22 protein-coding genes are annotated in these 19,281 nt (G+C 61.8%); 11 read left to right on the top strand and 11 right to left on the bottom strand.

Annotated features, from left to right (window positions below):
* Positions 1–25: 25 nt before the first annotated feature.
* A complete protein-coding gene (locus ABIE18_RS08675; RefSeq protein WP_499722293.1) occupies positions 26–832 on the bottom strand; it encodes a YflT domain-containing protein in 807 nt (268 codons plus the stop codon).
* 76 nt (positions 833–908) lie between these two features.
* On the opposite strand from ABIE18_RS08675, the gene ABIE18_RS08670 reads away from it, so the two are divergent.
* Genes ABIE18_RS08670 through ABIE18_RS08660 form a run of 3 tightly spaced genes read left to right on the top strand, consistent with a single transcriptional unit; the run spans position 909 to position 4,041 of the window.
* Entirely contained in the window at positions 909–2,192 is a 1,284-nt protein-coding gene (locus ABIE18_RS08670) for a magnesium transporter MgtE N-terminal domain-containing protein (RefSeq protein WP_477514952.1), read from the top strand.
* Positions 2,173–2,910 (top strand): DUF1003 domain-containing protein, encoded by a 738-nt coding sequence (locus ABIE18_RS08665; protein ID WP_499722291.1) that lies wholly within the window; start codon positions 2,173–2,175, stop codon positions 2,908–2,910. The genes ABIE18_RS08670 and ABIE18_RS08665 overlap by 20 nt, the downstream gene beginning before the upstream one ends.
* Positions 2,911–2,913: 3 nt before the next feature.
* Positions 2,914–4,041 (top strand): Mrp/NBP35 family ATP-binding protein, encoded by a 1,128-nt coding sequence (locus ABIE18_RS08660; RefSeq protein ID WP_499722290.1) that lies wholly within the window; start codon positions 2,914–2,916, stop codon positions 4,039–4,041.
* A gap of 31 nt (positions 4,042–4,072) precedes the next feature.
* Here the strand turns inward: ABIE18_RS08660 and ABIE18_RS08655 are convergent, their stop codons facing one another.
* From ABIE18_RS08655 to sigE, 3 genes are read right to left on the bottom strand one after another with little or no spacing between them, the layout of a single operon-like run.
* Positions 4,073–4,471: a twin-arginine translocase TatA/TatE family subunit gene (locus ABIE18_RS08655; RefSeq protein ID WP_477514949.1), complete on the bottom strand. Its 399-nt coding sequence runs from the start codon at positions 4,469–4,471 to the stop codon at positions 4,073–4,075.
* 31 nt (positions 4,472–4,502) lie between these two features.
* Positions 4,503–5,504: a hypothetical protein gene (locus ABIE18_RS08650; RefSeq protein WP_499722288.1), complete on the bottom strand. Its 1,002-nt coding sequence runs from the start codon at positions 5,502–5,504 to the stop codon at positions 4,503–4,505.
* 7 nt (positions 5,505–5,511) lie between these two features.
* Positions 5,512–6,135, bottom strand: a complete 624-nt coding sequence (sigE, locus tag ABIE18_RS08645; RefSeq protein ID WP_499722286.1) for an RNA polymerase sigma factor SigE — start codon at positions 6,133–6,135, stop codon at positions 5,512–5,514.
* Positions 6,136–6,372: 237 nt separating this feature from the next.
* On the opposite strand from sigE, the gene ABIE18_RS08640 reads away from it, so the two are divergent.
* Complete coding sequence (locus ABIE18_RS08640; RefSeq protein WP_223946472.1) at positions 6,373–7,005, top strand: O-methyltransferase; 633 nt, start codon at positions 6,373–6,375, stop codon at positions 7,003–7,005.
* A gap of 123 nt (positions 7,006–7,128) precedes the next feature.
* On the opposite strand, the gene ABIE18_RS08635 is transcribed toward ABIE18_RS08640, so the two are convergent.
* The 4 genes from ABIE18_RS08635 to ABIE18_RS08620 form a co-directional block, all read right to left on the bottom strand.
* Positions 7,129–7,296, bottom strand: coding sequence for a DUF3117 domain-containing protein (locus ABIE18_RS08635; RefSeq protein WP_064721643.1), 168 nt, complete (start codon positions 7,294–7,296; stop codon positions 7,129–7,131).
* A gap of 229 nt (positions 7,297–7,525) precedes the next feature.
* Complete coding sequence (locus ABIE18_RS08630; protein ID WP_499722635.1) at positions 7,526–8,716, bottom strand: putative hexosyltransferase; 1,191 nt, start codon at positions 8,714–8,716, stop codon at positions 7,526–7,528.
* Positions 8,717–8,796: 80 nt separating this feature from the next.
* Entirely contained in the window at positions 8,797–9,138 is a 342-nt protein-coding gene (locus ABIE18_RS08625; protein WP_499722285.1) for a DivIVA domain-containing protein, read from the bottom strand.
* A gap of 18 nt (positions 9,139–9,156) precedes the next feature.
* Positions 9,157–9,996, bottom strand: a complete 840-nt coding sequence (locus ABIE18_RS08620; RefSeq protein ID WP_499722283.1) for an LOG family protein — start codon at positions 9,994–9,996, stop codon at positions 9,157–9,159.
* A 163-nt stretch (positions 9,997–10,159) separates the two neighbouring features.
* Here ABIE18_RS08620 and ABIE18_RS08615 point away from each other — a divergent pair, with 163 nt between their 5' ends.
* The 4 genes from ABIE18_RS08615 to ABIE18_RS08600 all read left to right on the top strand — a co-directional run bounded on the left by ABIE18_RS08615 (position 10,160) and on the right by ABIE18_RS08600 (position 13,480).
* Positions 10,160–10,915 carry an amino acid ABC transporter ATP-binding protein gene (locus ABIE18_RS08615; protein ID WP_216924118.1) on the top strand — a complete coding sequence of 252 codons (756 nt, stop codon included), beginning with the start codon at positions 10,160–10,162 and terminating at the stop codon, positions 10,913–10,915.
* A gap of 76 nt (positions 10,916–10,991) precedes the next feature.
* Complete coding sequence (locus ABIE18_RS08610; RefSeq protein ID WP_431115819.1) at positions 10,992–11,873, top strand: glutamate ABC transporter substrate-binding protein; 882 nt, start codon at positions 10,992–10,994, stop codon at positions 11,871–11,873.
* 96 nt (positions 11,874–11,969) lie between these two features.
* Positions 11,970–12,620 (top strand): amino acid ABC transporter permease, encoded by a 651-nt coding sequence (locus ABIE18_RS08605; protein ID WP_431115820.1) that lies wholly within the window; start codon positions 11,970–11,972, stop codon positions 12,618–12,620.
* Positions 12,617–13,480 (top strand): amino acid ABC transporter permease, encoded by an 864-nt coding sequence (locus ABIE18_RS08600; protein WP_431115822.1) that lies wholly within the window; start codon positions 12,617–12,619, stop codon positions 13,478–13,480. The genes ABIE18_RS08605 and ABIE18_RS08600 overlap by 4 nt, the downstream gene beginning before the upstream one ends.
* Before the next feature lie 93 nt (positions 13,481–13,573).
* On the opposite strand, the gene dapE is transcribed toward ABIE18_RS08600, so the two are convergent.
* Positions 13,574–14,698, bottom strand: coding sequence for a succinyl-diaminopimelate desuccinylase (dapE, locus tag ABIE18_RS08595; RefSeq protein ID WP_499722281.1), 1,125 nt, complete (start codon positions 14,696–14,698; stop codon positions 13,574–13,576).
* 106 nt (positions 14,699–14,804) lie between these two features.
* On the opposite strand from dapE, the gene dapD reads away from it, so the two are divergent.
* Entirely contained in the window at positions 14,805–15,818 is a 1,014-nt protein-coding gene (gene dapD / locus ABIE18_RS08590) for a 2,3,4,5-tetrahydropyridine-2,6-dicarboxylate N-succinyltransferase (RefSeq protein ID WP_499722280.1), read from the top strand.
* 13 nt (positions 15,819–15,831) lie between these two features.
* Complete coding sequence (locus ABIE18_RS08585; protein ID WP_499722278.1) at positions 15,832–16,674, top strand: transglycosylase SLT domain-containing protein; 843 nt, start codon at positions 15,832–15,834, stop codon at positions 16,672–16,674.
* Positions 16,675–16,703: 29 nt separating this feature from the next.
* On the opposite strand, the gene ABIE18_RS08580 is transcribed toward ABIE18_RS08585, so the two are convergent.
* A complete protein-coding gene (locus ABIE18_RS08580) occupies positions 16,704–17,315 on the bottom strand; it encodes a hypothetical protein (protein ID WP_431115826.1) in 612 nt (203 codons plus the stop codon).
* Positions 17,316–17,452: 137 nt separating this feature from the next.
* Positions 17,453–18,079 (bottom strand): TetR/AcrR family transcriptional regulator, encoded by a 627-nt coding sequence (locus ABIE18_RS08575; RefSeq protein WP_499722277.1) that lies wholly within the window; start codon positions 18,077–18,079, stop codon positions 17,453–17,455.
* An 80-nt stretch (positions 18,080–18,159) separates the two neighbouring features.
* Between ABIE18_RS08575 and galE the strand changes: the two genes are divergently transcribed.
* Positions 18,160–19,176, top strand: coding sequence for a UDP-glucose 4-epimerase GalE (galE, locus tag ABIE18_RS08570; RefSeq protein WP_477514939.1), 1,017 nt, complete (start codon positions 18,160–18,162; stop codon positions 19,174–19,176).
* Positions 19,177–19,281 lie beyond the last annotated feature (105 nt).

Below are 19,281 nucleotides of genomic sequence, written 5' to 3'. Positions count from 1 at the left end.
CTTTCCTGTGTGCTTCTTATGACGGCTATTGCTTCTGGGAATCGTCGTTCCCAGGCCGCTGTTCCTCCTGCCGGGGAACGTTCTGGCCCTCCGTGACCCGGACGCCGTACTGGGGGCGGCCATCGGGCAGGTCCGGATAGCGCACCGGTGATGGCGTCGGGTTCTGTGCTGGCTGTGCAGCAGGAGCCTGCGCGCCGGAAGCATCCGACTCCGTGGCCTCCGGTCCGCGCTGGCCATAGGGATCGTTCCAGGTGGCAGGACGGTCAGGTGCCTGGCCGGGCTGCTGGATGGGCGCGTTGGGCGGACTGTAATTTTGTGCTTGTCCGGTGGCAGCCTGGGCGGAATTCATGGGCAGTTGGTGGAGCAACCGGCGGGCTTCGTGGGCTGCCTCGATGGCAACAATGACATCGTAGTTGGTGGCGACCACCTGGCTTGTGGACGTGAAGTCACGCTTGCCGCGTTGGGTGGCGTACGTCGCGATGCCGAACAGCATGAAGAAAGCTGCACCCATGAGCACGGAGGTGATGATGGAGAAAGTGCCGCCACCGGGCGTGAAGAAGGAGAGCATGACGCCGACGAAGAGGCCGAACCACATGCCGCTCAAAGCACCGGACAAGGCCACACGCGGGTAGCTCAGGCGGCCGGTTACGCGCTCCACCATTTTGAGGTCGTTGCCCACGATCGACACCAACTGGACGGGGAACTGCTGGTCCGCGAGGTAGTCCACCGCCTTTTGGGCATCCAAATATGACGTGTACGAACCAACAGTGTCACCTTGGGGTACGCTGCGGGATTCCTCAACGGCTTTGGGAGCACCAAAAATGTTAGACATAGCCCCATTGTGTCGCATGTAGATGTGAAGCGGCTGGAATTCAGCTAAAAGAGAGCAGACTCGGTAGCCTGTAAACATGAGCACACATCCCTCACGCGTCTTTGTCGCGCGTCTGCTCGGCTTGGACGTTTTCGACCCCCTGGGCGATCGTTTAGGCCGGTTGCGCGACGTCGTCGTGCTCTCCCGGGGGGGCCGCGGAGCCCCCCATGTCGTGGGCATCGTGGTGGAAGTACCTGGCAAGAAGCGGGTCTTCGTACCCATGACCCGGATCACCTCCATCGACCAGACCCAGATCATCTGCACTGGATTGGTAAACCTTCGGCGTTTCGAGCAACGGGGTGCTGAGACCCTGGTGGTAGCGGAGATGTTTGATCGTCGCGTCACCCTTGCCGATGGCAGCGGAGATGCAACCATCGAGGACATCGCCATGGACCAGCACAGGTCCAAGGACTGGTTCGTCAGCAAGCTCTTCGTCCGTCGCGGGCATTCCTTGTCACCCCTGAGCAGGCTCCGCCGCAACGAAACCCTGATCATTGACTGGGCGGACGCGCAGACCGGCGGGCATAACGAGCCTCAGGCGGCCACCCAGTTCGTTGCCACGCATGAGGACCTGAAACCTGCCGACTTCGCCGAAGCCCTGCAGGAGATGAGCGACAAGCGCCGCTTTGAAGTGGCAAGCGAACTTCAGGACGAGCGGTTGGCAGACGTCCTCCAGGAGCTTCCCGAGGACGACCAGGTGGAGATCCTGTCCGCCCTGGACGTGGAGCGGGCCGCCGATGTCCTGGAGGAAATGGATCCCGACGACGCCGCTGACCTCCTCGCCGAACTCCCCTCCGCCCAAGCGGAAGAACTGTTGCAACTCATGGAGCCCCAGGAAGCCGAAGACGTCCGGCGTCTTTTGGAATACGACGAAGACACTGCAGGTGGCCTCATGACGCCGGTGCCCGTCATCCTGCCTCCTGAAGCCACGGTCGCCGAAGCGCTGGCCCACGTTCGCCGCGAAGAACTCTCCCCTGCCTTGGCGTCCTCCATCTTCATCGCTCGGCCGCCGCTGGAAACGCCCACCGGGCGCTTCCTTGGCGTCGTACATATACAACAACTCCTGCGCTTTCCTCCGCCGGAGCCGCTGGGAAACCTTGTTGACAAGAACCTTGAGCCGTTGTCGGACCAGGCCCACATCAGCGAAGTAGCCCGGACCCTGGCCACGTACAACCTGAACTCGCTGCCCGTCGTCGACGACGACGGCCGCCTTGTAGGGGCGGTGACTGTTGATGACGTGTTGGATCACCTGTTGCCCGATGACTGGCGCGCTCACGAGGACGACGCCCCTATAAGGAAACTTGGAGGCCGCATTGGCTGATATCAACGCCACCCGATCCCCCAGGTCCACTGGACGCACGAACAATCCCGGCAGCCTTGACACGCCACTAAGCGGGCGTCAACGCATACTGCCCAAGTTCTCCCCCAACCCCGATGCTTTCGGCAATGCCACCGAGGGCTTCGCCCGGTTCATGGGCACGCCGCAATTCCTCGTCTACATGACGGTCTTCTGTCTCTTCTGGCTGGCATGGAATACGTTTGCGCCCACGGAGTGGCAGTTCGACCGCGTGGAGCTCGGCTTCACACTCCTGACGCTCATGTTGTCGCTCCAGGCCTCCTACGCGGCACCGCTTCTGCTCTTGGCCCAAAACCGTCAGGATGACCGGGACCGCGTGTCGCTGCAGCAGGACCGTCAGCGCGCCGAGCGGAACCTGTCAGACACTGAATACTTGACCCGTGAACTGGCTTCCCTGCGAATCGCACTTCGTGAAGTAGCCACTCGCGACTACGTCCGCGCCGAGCTCCGCAGCCTGCTGGAAGACATCATCGATGCCCAGGAGGAACTGCGGGAGGGCGAAGCCGCAGCAGAGGGCAGCGAGTCTTCGGCCGACAAGGTCAAGGAGAAGCTCAAGGAGAAACGGGACAAGTCGCGTGGACCACGCACGCAGCAGATCCCCAAAGTACGCCCGCAACGTCCGGGGCCCCAGCACTCCAGCGCGAAGCAGGCCCCTACCGAAAATCCTGAAAGCCGAGCGTAACCCATGACCACCCCATCGGCCGAGGCGCTTCACGCTGCCTTGGCAACCGTCATTGACCCCGAGTTGCGGCGTCCGATCACCGAACTTGGCATGGTGGAGTCGGTGTCGGCCAACGACGACGGCAACGTCCATGTAGCAGTGCTGCTCACGATCGCCGGTTGCCCGCTCCGCGACACCATTACGGCGGACGCGACCACTGCATTGTCAGGCATCGCAGGCGTCACCGGTGTTGACGTGGAGCTGAAGGTCATGACCCCCGCCCAGCGCGAGGCCCTGAAGGAACAACTGCGCGGTCCCGGCGGTCAGCGGGGCATCCCTTTCGCCAAGCCCGGGTCCTTGACGAAGGTCTACGCAGTGGCCAGTGGAAAAGGCGGCGTGGGTAAGTCTTCGGTCACGGTCAACCTTGCCTGTGCCCTGGCCGCCCAGGGCCTGCGCGTGGGTATCGTGGACGCCGACGTGCACGGCTTCTCCGTCCCGGGACTCATGGGCATCACGCAGAAACCGACGCAGGTGGATGACATGATCCTGCCTCCTGTGGCCTACGGAGTGAAGGTCATATCAATTGGCATGTTCGTTGCGGGAAACCAGCCCGTGGCGTGGCGTGGCCCCATGCTGCACCGCGCCTTGGAGCAGTTCCTCACGGACGTCTATTTCGGTGACCTCGATGCCCTTTTCCTGGACCTTCCGCCCGGAACAGGCGACATCGCAATTTCTGTTGCCCAGCTCCTCCCCAATGCCGAAATCCTCGTGGTAACCACCCCGCAGGCTGCCGCTGCGGATGTCGCCGAACGCGCCGGAACCATCGCAACCCAAACGGGCCAGAAGGTTGCCGGCGTCATCGAGAACATGTCCTTCCTGGAAATGCCCGACGGCGGTCGCATGGAATTGTTTGGAAGTGGCGGCGGTGCCGTCCTGGCTGAGCGTTTGAGTGCTGCTGTGGGCAGCGACGTGCCTCTTCTCGGCCAGATTCCCTTGGACATCCGGTTGCGTGAGGGCGGGGATGCCGGAAAACCCGTAGTCCTTGCCGCGAGCGAAACTGCTGCTGCGAAAGCGTTGGAAGGCATTGCAGGGATGTTGGCAACGCGCCCCCGGGGACTATCCGGCATGCCGCTGGGAATCGAGCCGCGCTGAAGCCACTGGGTTTCGAAAGGGCCTTGGAAGGTTACGTAGCTTCGGTATCGAAAGGCGCGGCCTCGCCCTCGGCGAGGCGCTCAATAATGCGGGCGGGAGCCTTGGGCTTCGTGTCCACGGCTGCGGCCGCAACTGTCGCCGCCGCGGCAGGCGCGCCGGCGTTGACGGGCTTGGAATCGTCATCAAGCAACGCATCCTTGATGATGCGCCGTGGGTCGTACTGGCGGGGATCGTACTTCTTCCAGTCGACCTCATCGATGTCGATGCCGACTTCTTCCTTGATCTGCTCGCGTGCGCCAGAGGCCATCCGGCGGACTTCCTTCACCAGGTTGGCGAGCTTTTGAGTGTATTCTGGCAAACGGCTGGGACCGATGACGAGTACGCCGATAATCAGAAGGAGTATGAACTCCGGGCCGTTGATTCCAAACACGCTACGAAGATTACCTTGTCTGTGGTGCCGGTCATAAACCAGCGGGACGGAGCAGTGTCCGGAGGCCGCGGATCATCCGTTCGGACCACGTCTCGGAGGCTTGCGGAGCTTTCGTGCTGATCATGGAGTCGCCTGCACGAACCAACTCGGGAACGGCGTCGTCCGCTGCATCGGCCGGCAGGTCCGATGAGTAGCTGAGGACTGCCGCGGAGGTCCGGTATACAGCCTCCCACGGCGTCCCCTGCGTGAGAGAGAGTTCCGCCGATGCCGGGCGTCCAGTTACGCCGATGTCTGAAGCCTGCAGGTGCTCTTCCACAACAGTGGCGTAATGGCCGTTGCTTTCCAGCCGGAGTTCCACCGCCGGGTGACCGTTGTGCATGGTGGCCCTGGCAGCGACGACGTGGAAGCCCATACCGCCAAGTTCAGGACATGCCCATCCCTGGTCCCGCAGGGCATCCAACTGCTCGGAGCTCAAATTCACGGGTGCGGTGGGGCGGAAGTCCGGCGTCGCCACGAATTCCGGCGTCACCATCAATTCCGCGGGGCCGCCGGTGAATGCGCTGGAAAGGGACGAGGCGTGGTTGCCTGCACCGATGCCTGCTTGCGGCGCGGTTTCCCCTGCCACCGCATATGCGGCAAGGCCCAGTGCACCTGCGCTGACCGTGAGAGTGCCCGCGGCCACGCCGGCGATCCGAAGGGCCCGCCACGCACCACCCCTGGTCGCACCACCCCTGATCGCACCACGCTTGGTCGCACCACCCCTGATCCGTGAATTCGTGACCGGCGGGACCTGCTCGCTCGCGAGTCGTTGTGTGTGCTGGAGCAGACGCGTCGTAAGGTCCTGGCTGGCTTCGGGCACCGCCGCTCCGCGAAGCCGTTCAAGATACTGCCGTTCCCTGTTCAGGGCAGCACGGCACTCCGGGCAATGCCGTAGGTGCTCAGGGTTCCGGGTGTGGCGCAGGGCGGCCAGTTTGTAACGTGCAGCCAGTTTGCGACGTGACAGGGCACCCGGACGGATGTGGCGTCGAGGCATCGACTACCTAAAGAATGCTGGCGATGCGAGGCATCTTCAGGCGGGGCTTGCGGGCGTCAGCCGGGCGGGGGTCACGGTGGGCCAGCTTCTCCCGCAGCATAGTGCGGCCACGGTGGATACGGGACCTGACGGTGCCCAGCTTCACGCCCAGAGCCTCCGCCACTTCGTCGTAAGACAATCCTTCAAGATCGCACAGGACAACGGCAGCCCTGAAATCCGGTGGCAATTCTTCCAACGCACGCTGAACATCAAGGTCCAGGTTGTTGTGCTCGAAGCTCTGCTCGGGGCCTGGCTCACGGCCCGGCAGGCGTGACTCGGCGTCCTCGGCAAGGGCGTCAAAGCGGATTCGGCTCTTACGACGTGCCTGGTCCAGGAAAAGGTTGGTGGTAATTCGGTGCAGCCACCCGTCCAGGGTCCCCGGCTTGAAGTTTTCCAGCGAACGGAAAACCCTGACGAACACCTCCTGGGTGAGGTCCTCGGCGTCGAACTTATTTCCGGTCAGGCGGTAGGCAAGGCGGTATACCTTGGCGGAGTGGTTGGCGACCACGTCCTCCCAGCTGGGCATGACCCAGTCCGTAACGGCCTCAATGCTCTCCGATGTCTGGACTGGCGCAGCATGCGATGCCGGCATCGTCCACTCCCCTCAAACTGTGGTTCACCGTACTTGTCCGGTGCCGCCCACCACGTGGATGACCGGATCAATATCATCCCAAGTTTGTCTGGGAATTTCCTGACTAAGGCACAATTTCCACGCAAGGCGAAATCCTGCCGCAGACACAATCCCGGGACGGCTGCGAACACGGGGGTTTGCAGCACCGGACACAGTAGGCTGGTACAGACACCCCTACGCGCGGAAAGCGAACCCTTCATGAGTGCCGACAAGTCAACCAGCTGGTCCTATGCAGAAGATCTGCCTGCTGAGGATGACGTCTTGTTGCGCGCCCGGGAGAGGTCCTTCGAGCTGGGGGTCAAGCCCATCAGCCCCGGTGTTGGCGCCGTGTTGACCGTCCTTGCCGCGGCTTCAAAGGCACAGACAGTAGTTGAGGTTGGTTCAGGCGCGGGAGTCTCAGGTGTTTGTCTTTTGCGCGGTCTGGGTCCGCAAGCCGTCCTGACCACCATCGACGTCGACGTCGAACACCTCAAGGCCGCCCGCGAAGCCTTCCTGGAGTCCGGCAGCCCCGCCAACCGCACGCGGACGATCTCCGGCAGGGCCGCCGACGTCCTCCCACGCCTCACGGACTCCGCCTACGACCTTGTCTTCATCGACGCCGACAAGCCGAACTTCCCCCGCTACGTTGAACAGGCTGTCCGGTTGCTCAAGACCGGCGGCACCCTGGTGATCAACGACGCCCTGGATAAGGACCGCGTCTCAAATCCAGCAGCCCGCGACTCCACCACTGTGGTACTCCGGCAAGTTGGCAAATCCATTCGCGACGACGACCGCCTGGCCTCTGCGATGCTTCCCACCGGTGACGGACTTCTGGTGGCTGTCAAAAAATAGGCAATTGCCATTTAGCGGACATTCTTAAAGAACGGCACCGAAGAAAGACGCTACTGCTTAAACAAAAGCAGGGCTCCGGCTCTCGCCGGGCCCTGGTCTTTTGAATCCAGCCTGCCTATGAATCTATTCGGTAACGCCTACAAGGCATTCCTTGAGGTTCTCCGCCTCCGCGGCATTGAGCTCGACTACAAGCCGTCCTCCGCCTTCGAGCGGCACACGCATGATCAGGCTGCGTCCCTCTTTGGTTACTTCCATAGGGCCGTCGCCAGTACGTGGTTTCATAGCCGCCATTAGGAAAATCCCCTCCATTTGTCCCAAGTCACGCCCAACCCGGCCGGGCTGGATCCGCTTCGCAATTGCAGCCGGCGGCACCGCTTGGGAGGCCGCCTTGGCCGGGCACTTTTAGGTGCTTTTGTCCTTGCTCGTATTCCATTATCCCGTACTTACCCGTCCGTAGCGAATCAATGGACTAATTACCCCGACACGGAACAAAGACACTTCCCGATGGCGGACAGTCGGGTTATGGCGGATAGTCACCGCCTCCGGGCAATGGCGCCCACGCCCAAAGCCACACCACCCAGACGATCTGGAGGAGGACAAACATGACGACGACGGTTCCCCTGTACGCCTTGGACTTGGACAGCAGCGCTGCCCCGAGGGCCAGCGGGAAAAGAGGAAGGAGCATCCGGAAAGTACTGGTTTGGGGATGCAGGAACACCAGCAAATAGCCCATGTAGCAGGCGCACCAAAGGCGCATTTCCGTTCCCAGTGCCCGGACAGGCTTTGAAACCATCAGCAGGACGAACAAGCCGACGAAAACGAAGGGCGCAAGCACGCCAAGAACCGGACCGAACAGCATCCTTCCGGTATCGAACCACGGTTTGAAGGGCACCAGGTCATGTCCGCGCCAGGCAGTTTCCGTACGCGTGTAGGCGCTGGGATCCCCCGTGACTGCCCAAGCGATGGCGGGCCATGCCAGGGCTCCGAGTCCGGTGGCGAGCACCAAGGCCCCCAGGGACAGCAGTCCTGGCGTGGACGAAGACTTGGCTTGTGGCGCCTCATCCGGGCTTGCCGGCCTGAAACGCTGCCAGAGCCGCCAAACCAGGAGGAGGCCCAGCATGGCAGCGAAGGGGACTCCCGTGGGTCTGGACAAACACATCAACAGCACTACCGGTATGGCTGCCAGGTAGCGTCGCCGGACCACCAGGAGCAGCGAGCCGGACAACAGCAGGAGGTTCAAGGATTCTGCATAGGGCACCTGGAGAATTGGCGACACCGGGAAGGTGGACACGAAGATGACGCCCCACATCGCGGTGCGTCGGCTGGCCGCTTCCCTGAAAAGTTTGAAGATCACCAAGGCAGCACCGAGGCCGGCAACCATGGCTATGGCGGTGAGCGACTGCAGAGTGCCCAGGCCCGTAATGGCAGAGAGTCCTCGTCCCAGGAACGGGAACAAGGCATAAAAGGCCCAGGCGTTCTCCTTGACTACCCCGTTGGCGTCCACGGGGAGCACGGAGGGGTAGCCGTTGTCCGCAGCCTGTGAATACCAGCGCCCGTCCCAGATGGTGATGAAGTTCCAGTAGTCCGGCGCGGGAGGGAACCATGGATTCACTCCCTGATGAACTGCAGCCGCCATGAAGATGCAGGCACTGACCATCCGGGCCACTACAAAAACCAAGGAAACCTGCAGCCACCACGGCCAATGTGCCATCCGGGCTCCCGCGGCGGAGATACCCCGCGAAAGGCGCGCAGTAGGTCCCTCCCCGCCAAAACGGGCAGGTGCACGTGTACTCACGGTGTGGTCCGCTTGGCGTCGCCATCCTCAAGCTTTGATTGGACCAACACGCTGAGTCTCTCGATCTCACGGTCCTTGGCTACCAGTTGGTCCCGTAGCTCATCAAGGACCTGATCCACCTGGTCCATGCGGTAACCGCGGAGGCCAAGTGCAAAGCGCACGGCGTCGACGTCTGTGGCTGCAGCCTTCTCCGGGAGCAGCACCGGAGGCAAGTTGGGCAAGGAGTCATCCAGGCCAGCTCCCACGGAGCCGCCACGGATGATGCCGGCCCCAAAATACAAAGCGGCACCAATGAGGACAATCGCGACAAACACCAGGAAAATGCTCACAGCCACCATCGTGCCAGAAACAGCCGCCTACTCCGGGCGCTGGTTTCCATTCGTTGTGGCTGGAAGTGGGGCACCGTGCAACACGCGGTGGACGGCATCGGCAGGGTCATCCACCAGTTGGATCAGGTCCAGGTCCTTTTCGGACACCATCCCTTCAGCAACCAATGTGTCCCGGATCCACTCAATCATTGGACCCCAGAAGCGAACACCCAACAGCACGATCGGGAACGACGTCACCTTGCGTGTCTGTACCAGGACCATTGCCTCGAAGAGCTCATCCAGGGTTCCAAGTCCGCCGGGCAGGACGACGAAGCCCTGGGCGTATTTCACGAACATGGTCTTGCGGGCGAAGAAGTACCGGAAGTTGATGCCCAGATCCACCCATTGGTTCAGGCCCTGCTCGAACGGCAACTCAATGCCCAGCCCGACAGATACGCCATTGCCCTCCACAGCACCCTTGTTGGCGGCTTCCATGGAGCCCGGACCACCGCCGGTGATCACGGCAACTCCGGCTTCGGCGAGCTTGCGCCCTACATCCACTGCCATCTCGTAGTACTCGGTTCCCGGTTTGGTACGGGCTGAACCGAAAACACTGACGGCCGGACCAATATCGGCCAATGCCCCAAAGCCCTCAACGAATTCGCTCTGAATCCTCAGGACGCGCCAGGGATCGGTGTGGATGAACTGCCCGGCACCGCTCGTGTCCAGCAAATGCTGATCGGACATTCCCGTGTCCGCCTGTTTGCGTCGCAGCTCCAGAGGACCCTTGTGCTTGGCCGGTGGAATCTCCGAAGGCAGGGGCACGTGGACGCCCGCGACGTGGCCATTCGCGTCCGGGCTGGGAATCGGGTGCTGGCTAATGCTCATTGCCCAAGGCTAGCGCGGATGAATGCAAGCGAAGACGCTACGACGCGGTTCTTGCATTGCAGTCTGGTATATCGCTGGAGGGCAGGTTTCTGTTCAGTCACGATCTGGAGGAACTTGCCGTGACCGTGGTCATAATTGTGTCTTTGTTCGCTAGATTCGTCCTATGACTACTCAAGTGTCCGGCGATGCGCTCGTCTCCCTGAACAGCGTCAACAAACACTACGGTCAATTGCACGTCCTCAAAGACATCAACCTCCAGGTTCGGAAGGGTGAAGTCGTCGTGGTCATCGGGCCGTCCGGCTCCGGTAAGTCCACGTTGTGCCGTGCCATCAACCGTTTGGAAACGATCGACGACGGCGACATCGCGATCGACGGGAAGAAGCTCCCGGAAGAAGGCAAGGAACTCGCCCACCTGCGTGCAGACGTCGGAATGGTCTTCCAGTCCTTCAACCTGTTCGCCCACAAGACGATCCTTGAGAACGTCACGCTGGGACCGATCAAGGTGAAGGGCGTTGCCAAAGGCACAGCGGAAAGGGAGGCCATGGCCCTCCTGGAACGTGTCGGCGTCGGCCACCAGGCTCCCAAGCTCCCCGCGCAGCTCTCCGGTGGCCAGCAACAGCGTGTGGCCATTGCCCGCGCACTTGCCATGAAGCCGAAGGTGATGTTGTTCGACGAGCCAACCTCGGCTCTGGACCCCGAAATGATCAACGAGGTCCTGGACGTCATGATCCAGTTGGCAAAGGAAGGCATGACCATGATCGTGGTTACCCACGAGATGGGCTTTGCCCGCAAGGCAGCCGACCGCGTCGTGTTCATGGCCGATGGCCAGATCGTGGAAGATTCAACACCCGAGGAATTCTTCACCAATCCGCAGAGCAACCGCGCCAAGGACTTCCTGTCCAAGCTTCTGACCCACTAGCTCCCTGCTGACCCGCATCCAGGCCCGCACGGACCGCACCCAGGCCGTACGCCGGCCAACCAATGAAAGGAATGTCATGAAGAAGGCTTTTATTACCCGGAGGAAATCTCTCCTGGTGGCCGCTTCGGCTGCACTGGCCCTCTCGCTGAGCGCCTGCGGTGGAGGCAGTGGCACCACCACTCCGCCTGTTGCCTCGGCGAGCTTCGAGGCCGGTACCACGATGGCGAAGTTGAACCAGGCCAAGAAGATCACCATTGGTACCAAGTTTGACCAGCCGCTGTTCGGCCAGAAGGGCCTGGACGGCAAGCCTGTCGGCTTCGACGTCGAAATCGGCAAGGCCATCGCCGCCAAGCTCGGCATTGAACCTGACAAGATCGAATGGGTGGAAACTGTTTCCGCCAACCGTGAACCGTTCATCGAGCAGGGCCGCGTTGACATCGTCATTGCCACCTACACGATCAACGATGCCCGCAAGCAGAAGGTCGCATTCGCAGGTCCGTACTACGAAGCCGGCCAGGCTCTGTTGGTGAACAAGGACGACAACTCCATCACCAAACCCGAGGACGTCAAGGGCAAGAAGGTCTGCTCTGTTACGGGTTCCACCCCGGCTAAGACCATCGTCGAAAAGTACGGTGCCGAACTGGTCCCGGCCGCAAACTACACCGCTTGCCTTGAGCCGTTGCGCAACAAGCAGGTTGTCGCCGTCACCACGGACAACGTGATCCTCGCCGGCTACGTTGACAAGGAACCGGAGGCCTTCAAGCTCGCATCGGACCAAACGTTCACAAAAGAGCCGTACGGCATCGGCCTGAAGAAGGATGACACGGTCTTCCGGAACTGGATCAATGACCAGTTGGAAGGATTCGCCAAGGACGGCACGTACAAGAAGGCTTGGGAAGCAACAGCAGGAAAGGTCATCAAGACCGCTCCTGAGCTGCCCAAGATCGACCGTTACTAGTCGGAAGCCGGTGGCTGCCGCTCTCCCCCTTGGGGAAGGGCGGCAGCCACCGACCTTGAGGACTCCCTACCTTTCCGCAGCAGCCGAAGGAAGCCAATGGACGCCATCTTCGAAAGCCTCCCCCAATATTGGGACGGATTTCTCCGAACCCTGTTTCTAGCCGTCGTATCTGGCGTAATCGCACTGACAGCAGGTACTCTCCTCGCCGCTATGCGTGTCTCGCCCGTGGCAGCCTTACGTGGCTTCAGCACGTTCTATGTTGAAGTCGCCAGAAACACCCCACTCACAATTATTTTCTTTTTCTCAGCAATCGTGCTTCCCCGGCTCGGCGTCAAGTTCGAACAATTTGAAGTGGCCGCCATCATCGCGTTGAGCAGCTACACGGCAGCATTTGTTGCCGAAGCCGTTCGATCCGGCGTCAACAGCGTCCCGGTGGGGCAAGCCGAGGCAGCGCGCAGCATCGGCATGACGTTCACGCAGGTTTTGGGCCTGGTGGTCCTGCCACAGGCTGTCCGGACCGTCATACCCCCATTGATCAACATCATGATTGCCTTGGTCAAGAACTCATCCGTCGCGGGTGCCTTCTTTGTCCTGGAGCTCTTCGGCTATGGCCTGCAGCTGTCAAACAGCCATGGTGACGCGGTCATGTGGATCTTGATTGGTGTTGCATTCTTCTACCTGCTGATCACCGTGCCCCTGGGCTTGTTGGCCCACTTCGTCGAGAAAAAGGTGGCGATTGCCCGATGACTTCGGTTCTCTATGACGTACCAGGCCCCAAGGCCCGCCGCGTTTCCCTCATTGGTTCAGTTGTCGGGTCCATCATCATTGCCGGTGGTGTGGTGGGAGCCATTGTCATCCTGTCTTCGCAGGGCATATTCAACGCCTCCCGTTGGGAAGTCTTTGTTAACGAATCTGCCAAGGACGTTTGGACGCAGCTTGGCTATGGCGTCCTTGCCACCCTGCAGGCTGCCGGCGTCGCAGCCGTCATTGCCTTTCCCCTTGGTGTGGCACTGTGCCTACTCCGCATTTCCCTGATTTCATGGATTCGCGTTCCCACACAGGTGGTGCTTGAGTTCCTCCGCGGCATGCCAGTTGTGCTCATGATCCTCTTCGTGCTCCTGGTGTTTGCTACGACCCCCTTCACGGCTGTGGTCAGTGGCCTGGTCCTGTACAACGCAGCGATCTTCGCCGAAATTCTGAGGGCAGGTATTCAGTCACTTCCCAAGGGACAACGCGAAGCCGGTTTGGCCATTGGCCTGCGCAGCTTCCAGTCCAGAATGAGCATCGAGTTTCCCCAGGCAATCCGCCGCATGCTCCCGTCACTCATTGCACAGTTGGTCGTCCTCCTCAAGGACACCTCGCTTGGCTACATCGTGGCCTACGAGGAACTGCTGCGTAAGGTGAAGCTGATCTCAGATCTGGAACCCAGCCTGTTGTTCTCCGCTTTCTTCGTTGGCGCCGCGATCTACATCCTGATCAACTTGTCGGTTTCCCGGCTTGCGATCTGGATCGAAAGGCGAGGCTCCAAAAAGGCCGCAGGCGGCATGGCTTCGGCCATCAAGACCGTCGACCTCGAGGTCAACGTCCCTGGACCTGAAACGAAGTAGTACCGGGAACATTCCTTAGTCAAGAAAGAAGGTCCGCAGCCGTTCATTCGGCTGCGGACCTTCTCTTTTGTGCATTTAGAGTGCTTTTAGGCTTTAGCGAACCAGCCACGTCCGGAGTGCACGAAGGCACTCACGGACGGCATCGGCGTCGACGTGTTCATTGTCCTTGTGCGCCAGCAACGGATCGCCGGGTCCAAAGTTCACGGCCGGGATACCCAACTCACTGAAACGCGCGACGTCGGTCCAACCGTATTTGGGCTTGGGTTCCGCGCCGACTGCGGCCACGAAAGACGCAGCTGCCGGGTGGTTCAGTCCGGGCCGGGCGCCGGCAGCAGCGTCCGTGCGGACGACGTCGAATCCGTCCAAGAGCTCCCGCACGTGGGCCTCGGCCTGGTCCGGGGTCTTGTCCGGAGCGAAGCGGTAGTTGATCTCTACCACGCAGCGGTCCGGGATGACGTTGCCGGCGGTGCCGCCAGTGATCCTGACCGCGTTCAGGCTCTCCCGGTAATCCAGGCCGTCCACGTTGATTGTCCGGGGCTCGTACGCTGCGAGGCGGGCGAGGATTGGTGCCGCCGCGTGGATCGCATTGCTGCCCATCCACGCGCGGGCCGAGTGGGCCGCTTCACCGATGGTGGTCGCTTCGAACCGGCTGGTTCCATTGCAGCCCCCTTCAACTGTGCCGTGTGTGGGCTCAAGAAGAATGGCGAAGTCCCCCAGGAGCAGGTCACCATGGTTGCGGACCAGCCTGCCCAGGCCGCTCTTGACGGCCTCCACCTCCTCGTGGTCGTAGAAGACAAAGGTGACATCCTTGTCCGGCTCCTTGCCGTCGTCGAAGAGGGACGCCGCGAGTGCGAGCTGCACGGCAACGCCGCCCTTCATGTCGGTTGTCCCCCTGCCATAAAGCACACCCTCCCCGGGGATGCCCGACTCCCACGTCGCCGGAACGGTGCCCAGCGAGCCTTCCACCGTGGGCAGCGGAACAGTGTCCAGGTGTCCGGCGAGGATGACGCGCTCGGCGCGGCCAAGTTCCGTGCGGGCAATGATGGCGTCGCCGTCGCGAACCACGGTGTATTCGGGGATGGCGCGCAGGGCGGCCTCGACGAGATCGGCGAGCGGCGTCTCGTTGCCCGAGACACTGTTGATATCGATGAGCGCGGCTGTCAGCAAGGCGACGTCCTGGCGCAGGTCCAGTAGGGCGGGGGCAGGGTTAAGGGTCACCACTCCACCTTAACGCTCCGGGCCGCTGTGTTCCGGGCAACAAATGCGACCTATCCGGGGTGAGACGGGTTTCAGCCGTGCCACGGGCGATCGATACACTGGGGCCATGACTGAAACTGCTTCCTCTGCTGTGCCCGCAAACCACCGATCAGCCTACGGATTCGGCCTCGCCACCATCGCAACCTCGCCTTCCGGGGAAGCAACCGTGCTGGATGTCTGGTACCCGGCACCGGCCCTGGGTGTAGCCGCTGAAACCCTTCGCGACGTTGACAATGCCGATCCCGCGCTCACCGCCTTGGCTGACGACGGCAAAGACGCCGATCGCGGCACGGAACAAAAAGTGGTCTTCGCACAGATCGACCTCGACGCCGCGCCGGCCGACACCGCCGATGCTTACCTGCGTCTTCACCTCCTTTCGCACCGCTTGGTCAAGCCCAACAGCATCAACCTGGATGGCGTCTTCGGCAAGCTCCCCAACGTCGTATGGACCAACTTCGGTCCAGCCGCAGTCGAAGGTTTTGAAATGACGCGTGCGCGCCTGCGTAAGCGCGGCAACGTGGTGGTTTACGGCGTGGACAAGTTCCCGCGCATGGTTGACTACGTGATTCCCACAGGTGTCCGGATCGCCGACGCCGACCGTGTCCGCTTGGGTGCGCACCTGGCCGAGGGCACCACTGTGATGCATGAAGGCTTCGTGAACTTCAACGCCGGAACCCTCGGCACGTCCATGGTGGAAGGCCGCATCTCCGCTGGAGTGGTGGCCGGTGACGGGACGGACGTTGGCGGCGGTGCCTCCATCATGGGTACGCTCTCCGGCGGCGGCAAGGAAAAGATTGCCTTGGGCGAGCGGGTACTGCTCGGTGCAAACTCCGGCGTCGGTATCAGCATCGGCGACGATTCCGTGGTGGAAGCCGGCCTCTACGTCACCGCGGGAACCCGCGTTCGCGTGCCCGGTCCCAAGGACGAAAACGGCGAAGATACCAGCAAGATCATCAAAGCCGTCGAGCTTTCCGGTGTTCCCAACTTGCTGTTCCGCCGCAACTCCACCACCGGTGGCGTGGAAGTCCTGCCCCGCAAGGGCCAGACCGTGGAGTTGAACGAGGCACTCCACGCCAACTAGCAGAAGACAAGCAATGCGCCGGTTCCGCCGCGCCATCGTTGCGGTGCTTGCGCTGGCCCTCGTGGCCGGTGCTGTCTACGCGATAGTTGCCATACTGCAGCGCTCCGAGACCCTGGTCTCGGAGCGCTGCGTCGCCGTCATGGGTTCCGAAAGCTACGAGTTGGCCACCGACCAAGCGGCCAACGCCTCGCTCATCACGGCTATCTCCGTCCACCGCGGACTTCCACCAAGGGCTGCAAGCATCGCCCTCGCCACCGCAATGCAGGAATCCAAGCTGCGGAACATCAATTACGGCGACGATGCAGGACCTGATTCCCGAGGGTTGTTCCAACAGAGGCCATCGCAAGGCTGGGGAACCGAGGCACAGGTCATGGACCCCGTCTATGCGACGAACGCCTTCTATAACGGCCTCATCAAAATTCCCGGTTACGAGACCATGGAAATTACCCAGGCGGCCCAGCAGGTCCAGCGCTCCGCGTTCCCCCGGGCATACGCCCAGCACGAGAACATGGGACGCGCTTTCGCTTCTGCCCTCACCGGTCATTCCGAATCCGCGCTGACCTGTGAGCTCCGCATGCCTGAAGCGGCCGGTGACCCTTCCGCCGTCGTGGAGGAACTGACGACGGCGTTCGGCCCCCAACCAGCCACAGTCCAGGGCCGCTCGGTGCAACTGGATATCACTGGTACGCAAGCCTGGGCAGTTGCCCATTGGGCAGTTGCCAACGCCAAGTCCCTCTCCATCACGCAAGTGGATGTTGGCGGTCAGACGTGGAACAGGGAAAAACGCAGCGGGTGGATTGCTTCGGCGGCGCCCTCTGAGTCAGTGACCATCACAGTCTCGGCACCGACTACCTGAATTTGTCCATAGCTTGTGCAAGCCCCTGCTTAGGCAAGTATCTCCACCACAGGCTGGACATAACTGCGGAAGACATCGGGCTCGGACAGCAGCTTGTGGCTCATGATCATGGTGCTGGGCTCCAAATACCAGGCGCGGGGTTCGTTGAGCGGCAACTCGATGATGGTGAGATCAAAGTCCCGCGAACTGCGCCCGACTTCCAGAAGCCTGTCCTCCACCATCTCGTTCAGGACTCCCGTAACCCCATTGGCTTCGCGCTCTGCCTCGATCTTCGCGTATTCATCGATCCTGTCCGTTGCCCATCCCAAAGCTGAGCCAAAGTGTGCCTGCAGGACACGCTGGAGGGCAGGGGAATTGCCGAAGGCCTTGAAACTGGGCGGCGCGAGCTCAAGTGCCGGGTTGGGATAGGTCTTCACGAGCTTCTCCCACCAGGCCTCCCACTCGGTTTTGAGGGCATGGATCCCACCCACATCCGAGGTGAGGTGGCTATGATCGGCATGGCGGACCTTGGGAGCAGCGTGCGACAGTAACGGTTTTCCGGCACCGTCGAGTCCAGCTACGTCGCGCAAGTACAGGGCGATGAGCATCGGCCCGGACGTGTCCATGGTGATGCGCCATCCCGGGCCGCCTGACTCATGCATCCGAATTCCTCCCTTGGCAGGTTCCCGACATGTCCCAGTCTATTCCCGTTGGCTTGCTACGGTAACGGTGCGGGAGGCACTGCTTGCTGGGGGGCACATGGTCGTCCTGTGAGCGTCCCGCGGGAGGCCGGGACAGCCTAGGGCGTAGCCGGCACCGGAGCGAAAGCCGCGAGATGGGCCGTGAGGACGTCACTGCACATCTCGGCAGTCATCCATTCGGGCTGGAGCAGCGCGTGCATGCAAAGGCCGTCCATGGTGGCCAGGAGCCGTTCAGCCTCTGTGACAAGGCTTTGCCGGGCGGCGGCTTCGCCGGGACTCAACAGGATGATGAGGCGTCCCACAATGGCAGCGACTGCGCGGTGACTGCGTTCGGCCTCGGCAGCCAAGACCGGTTTGATTCGCGCAGCGTGACGGAAGGCCATCCAAACGCAGGCGTCCACAGCGAGCTCTTCGTCCAAGGGAAGAAACTGGCCCAGGAGGTTCAACACCGCGGCGTGCTGCCCGGCGCTGCCGGGGGTTTCGCCTTCAACGGCCAGCAAAGCTGACTCCAGCCGGCCGCTGATACGGTCGATGACGGAGGCAAAGGAGAACACGAGAAGCTCGTCGCTGCTGGCAAAATAGTGCCGCACGGAGCCTACGGCCAGCCCTGCTTCATCCGCTACTTCACGAAGGGATGCCCGCTCCAAACCGTCGCTTGCGATGATCCTGAAGACAGCTTGGACAACTTCCTGGCGCCGGGCTTCGGCATCAACAATTTTGGGCACCAGTATTTTTTAGCACGAACGTGCTTCAACACCGCTCAACACTGAGCGGCGTGGCTCGGATTTCCGATAGCGTAGACACCATGAAAATTCTTGTCACGGGTGGCACCGGCTACATCGGTTCGCACACCGTTCTGTCCCTTCAGGAAGCCGGCCATGACGTCGTCGTACTCGATAACCTCGTGAACTCCAGCGAAGAGTCCCTGCGCAGGGTTTCCGAGCTCACTGGCAAGACTGCAGCCTTCCACAAAGTGGACCTGGTGGACGAGCCCGCCGTCGAGGCCGTGTTCGACCAGCACCAGATCGACGCCGTGATCCACTTCGCAGGACTCAAGGCCGTGGGCGAATCCGTTCAGGAGCCATTGGCGTACTACTACAACAACATCGTGGGCACGCTGAACCTGCTCCGAGCCATGGACAAGCACAACGTCCGTTCCATCGTGTTCAGCTCCTCCGCAACCGTGTATGGAGAGCACAATCCCATCCCGTACATCGAGAAGATGGAAATCGGTGCCAACAACCCGTACGGCCGCACCAAGGAACAGATCGAGGACATCCTCTCGGACCTGGGCAATGCGGACGACCGCTGGCATATCGCACTGCTGCGCTACTTCAACCCGGTTGGCGCCCACCCGTCCGGACGCATCGGCGAGGACCCGCAGGGCATTCCCAACAACCTTGTCCCGTTCATCGCCCAGGTTGCCGTGGGACGCCGCGAGAAGCTCATGGTTTTCGGTGGCGACTATGACACCCCCGATGGAACGGCGCAGCGCGACTACATCCACGTCGTGGATCTCGCTGAAGGTCACGTAGCGGCACTGAACTTCATCGCTGACCGCGCGGGAGTCCGCCGCTGGAACCTGGGGTCCGGCAAGGGATCCTCCGTGCTGGAGGTACTGCGGTCCTTCGAAAAGGCAGTCGGACACGAGCTGCCCTACGAAATCACGGGCCGGCGTGCTGGCGACCTCCCAGCCTTCTGGGCCGACGCTTCGTCCGCCCTCGCAGACCTTGGATGGTCCACCACGAAGACCGTGGACCAGATGTGCGAGGACCACTGGCGCTGGCAGAAGAACAACCCGTACGGGTACAACGCTTCCTAACAGCAACGACGGCGGGCGCCCCCCCCCCGCGGGGGGGGGGGGGGCCCCCGGGGGGGGGGGGGGGGTCGCCCACCAGGGGCGGGGGGGGGGGGCGCGCGCGGGCCC

The organism is Arthrobacter sp. 2762 (assembly GCF_040548745.1).
In the GTDB taxonomy this organism is placed as follows: Bacteria; Actinomycetota; Actinomycetes; order Actinomycetales; family Micrococcaceae; genus Arthrobacter.
Note: the sequence above shows the minus strand (reverse complement) of the source record. Positions and strands in the feature narration are given on the sequence as shown.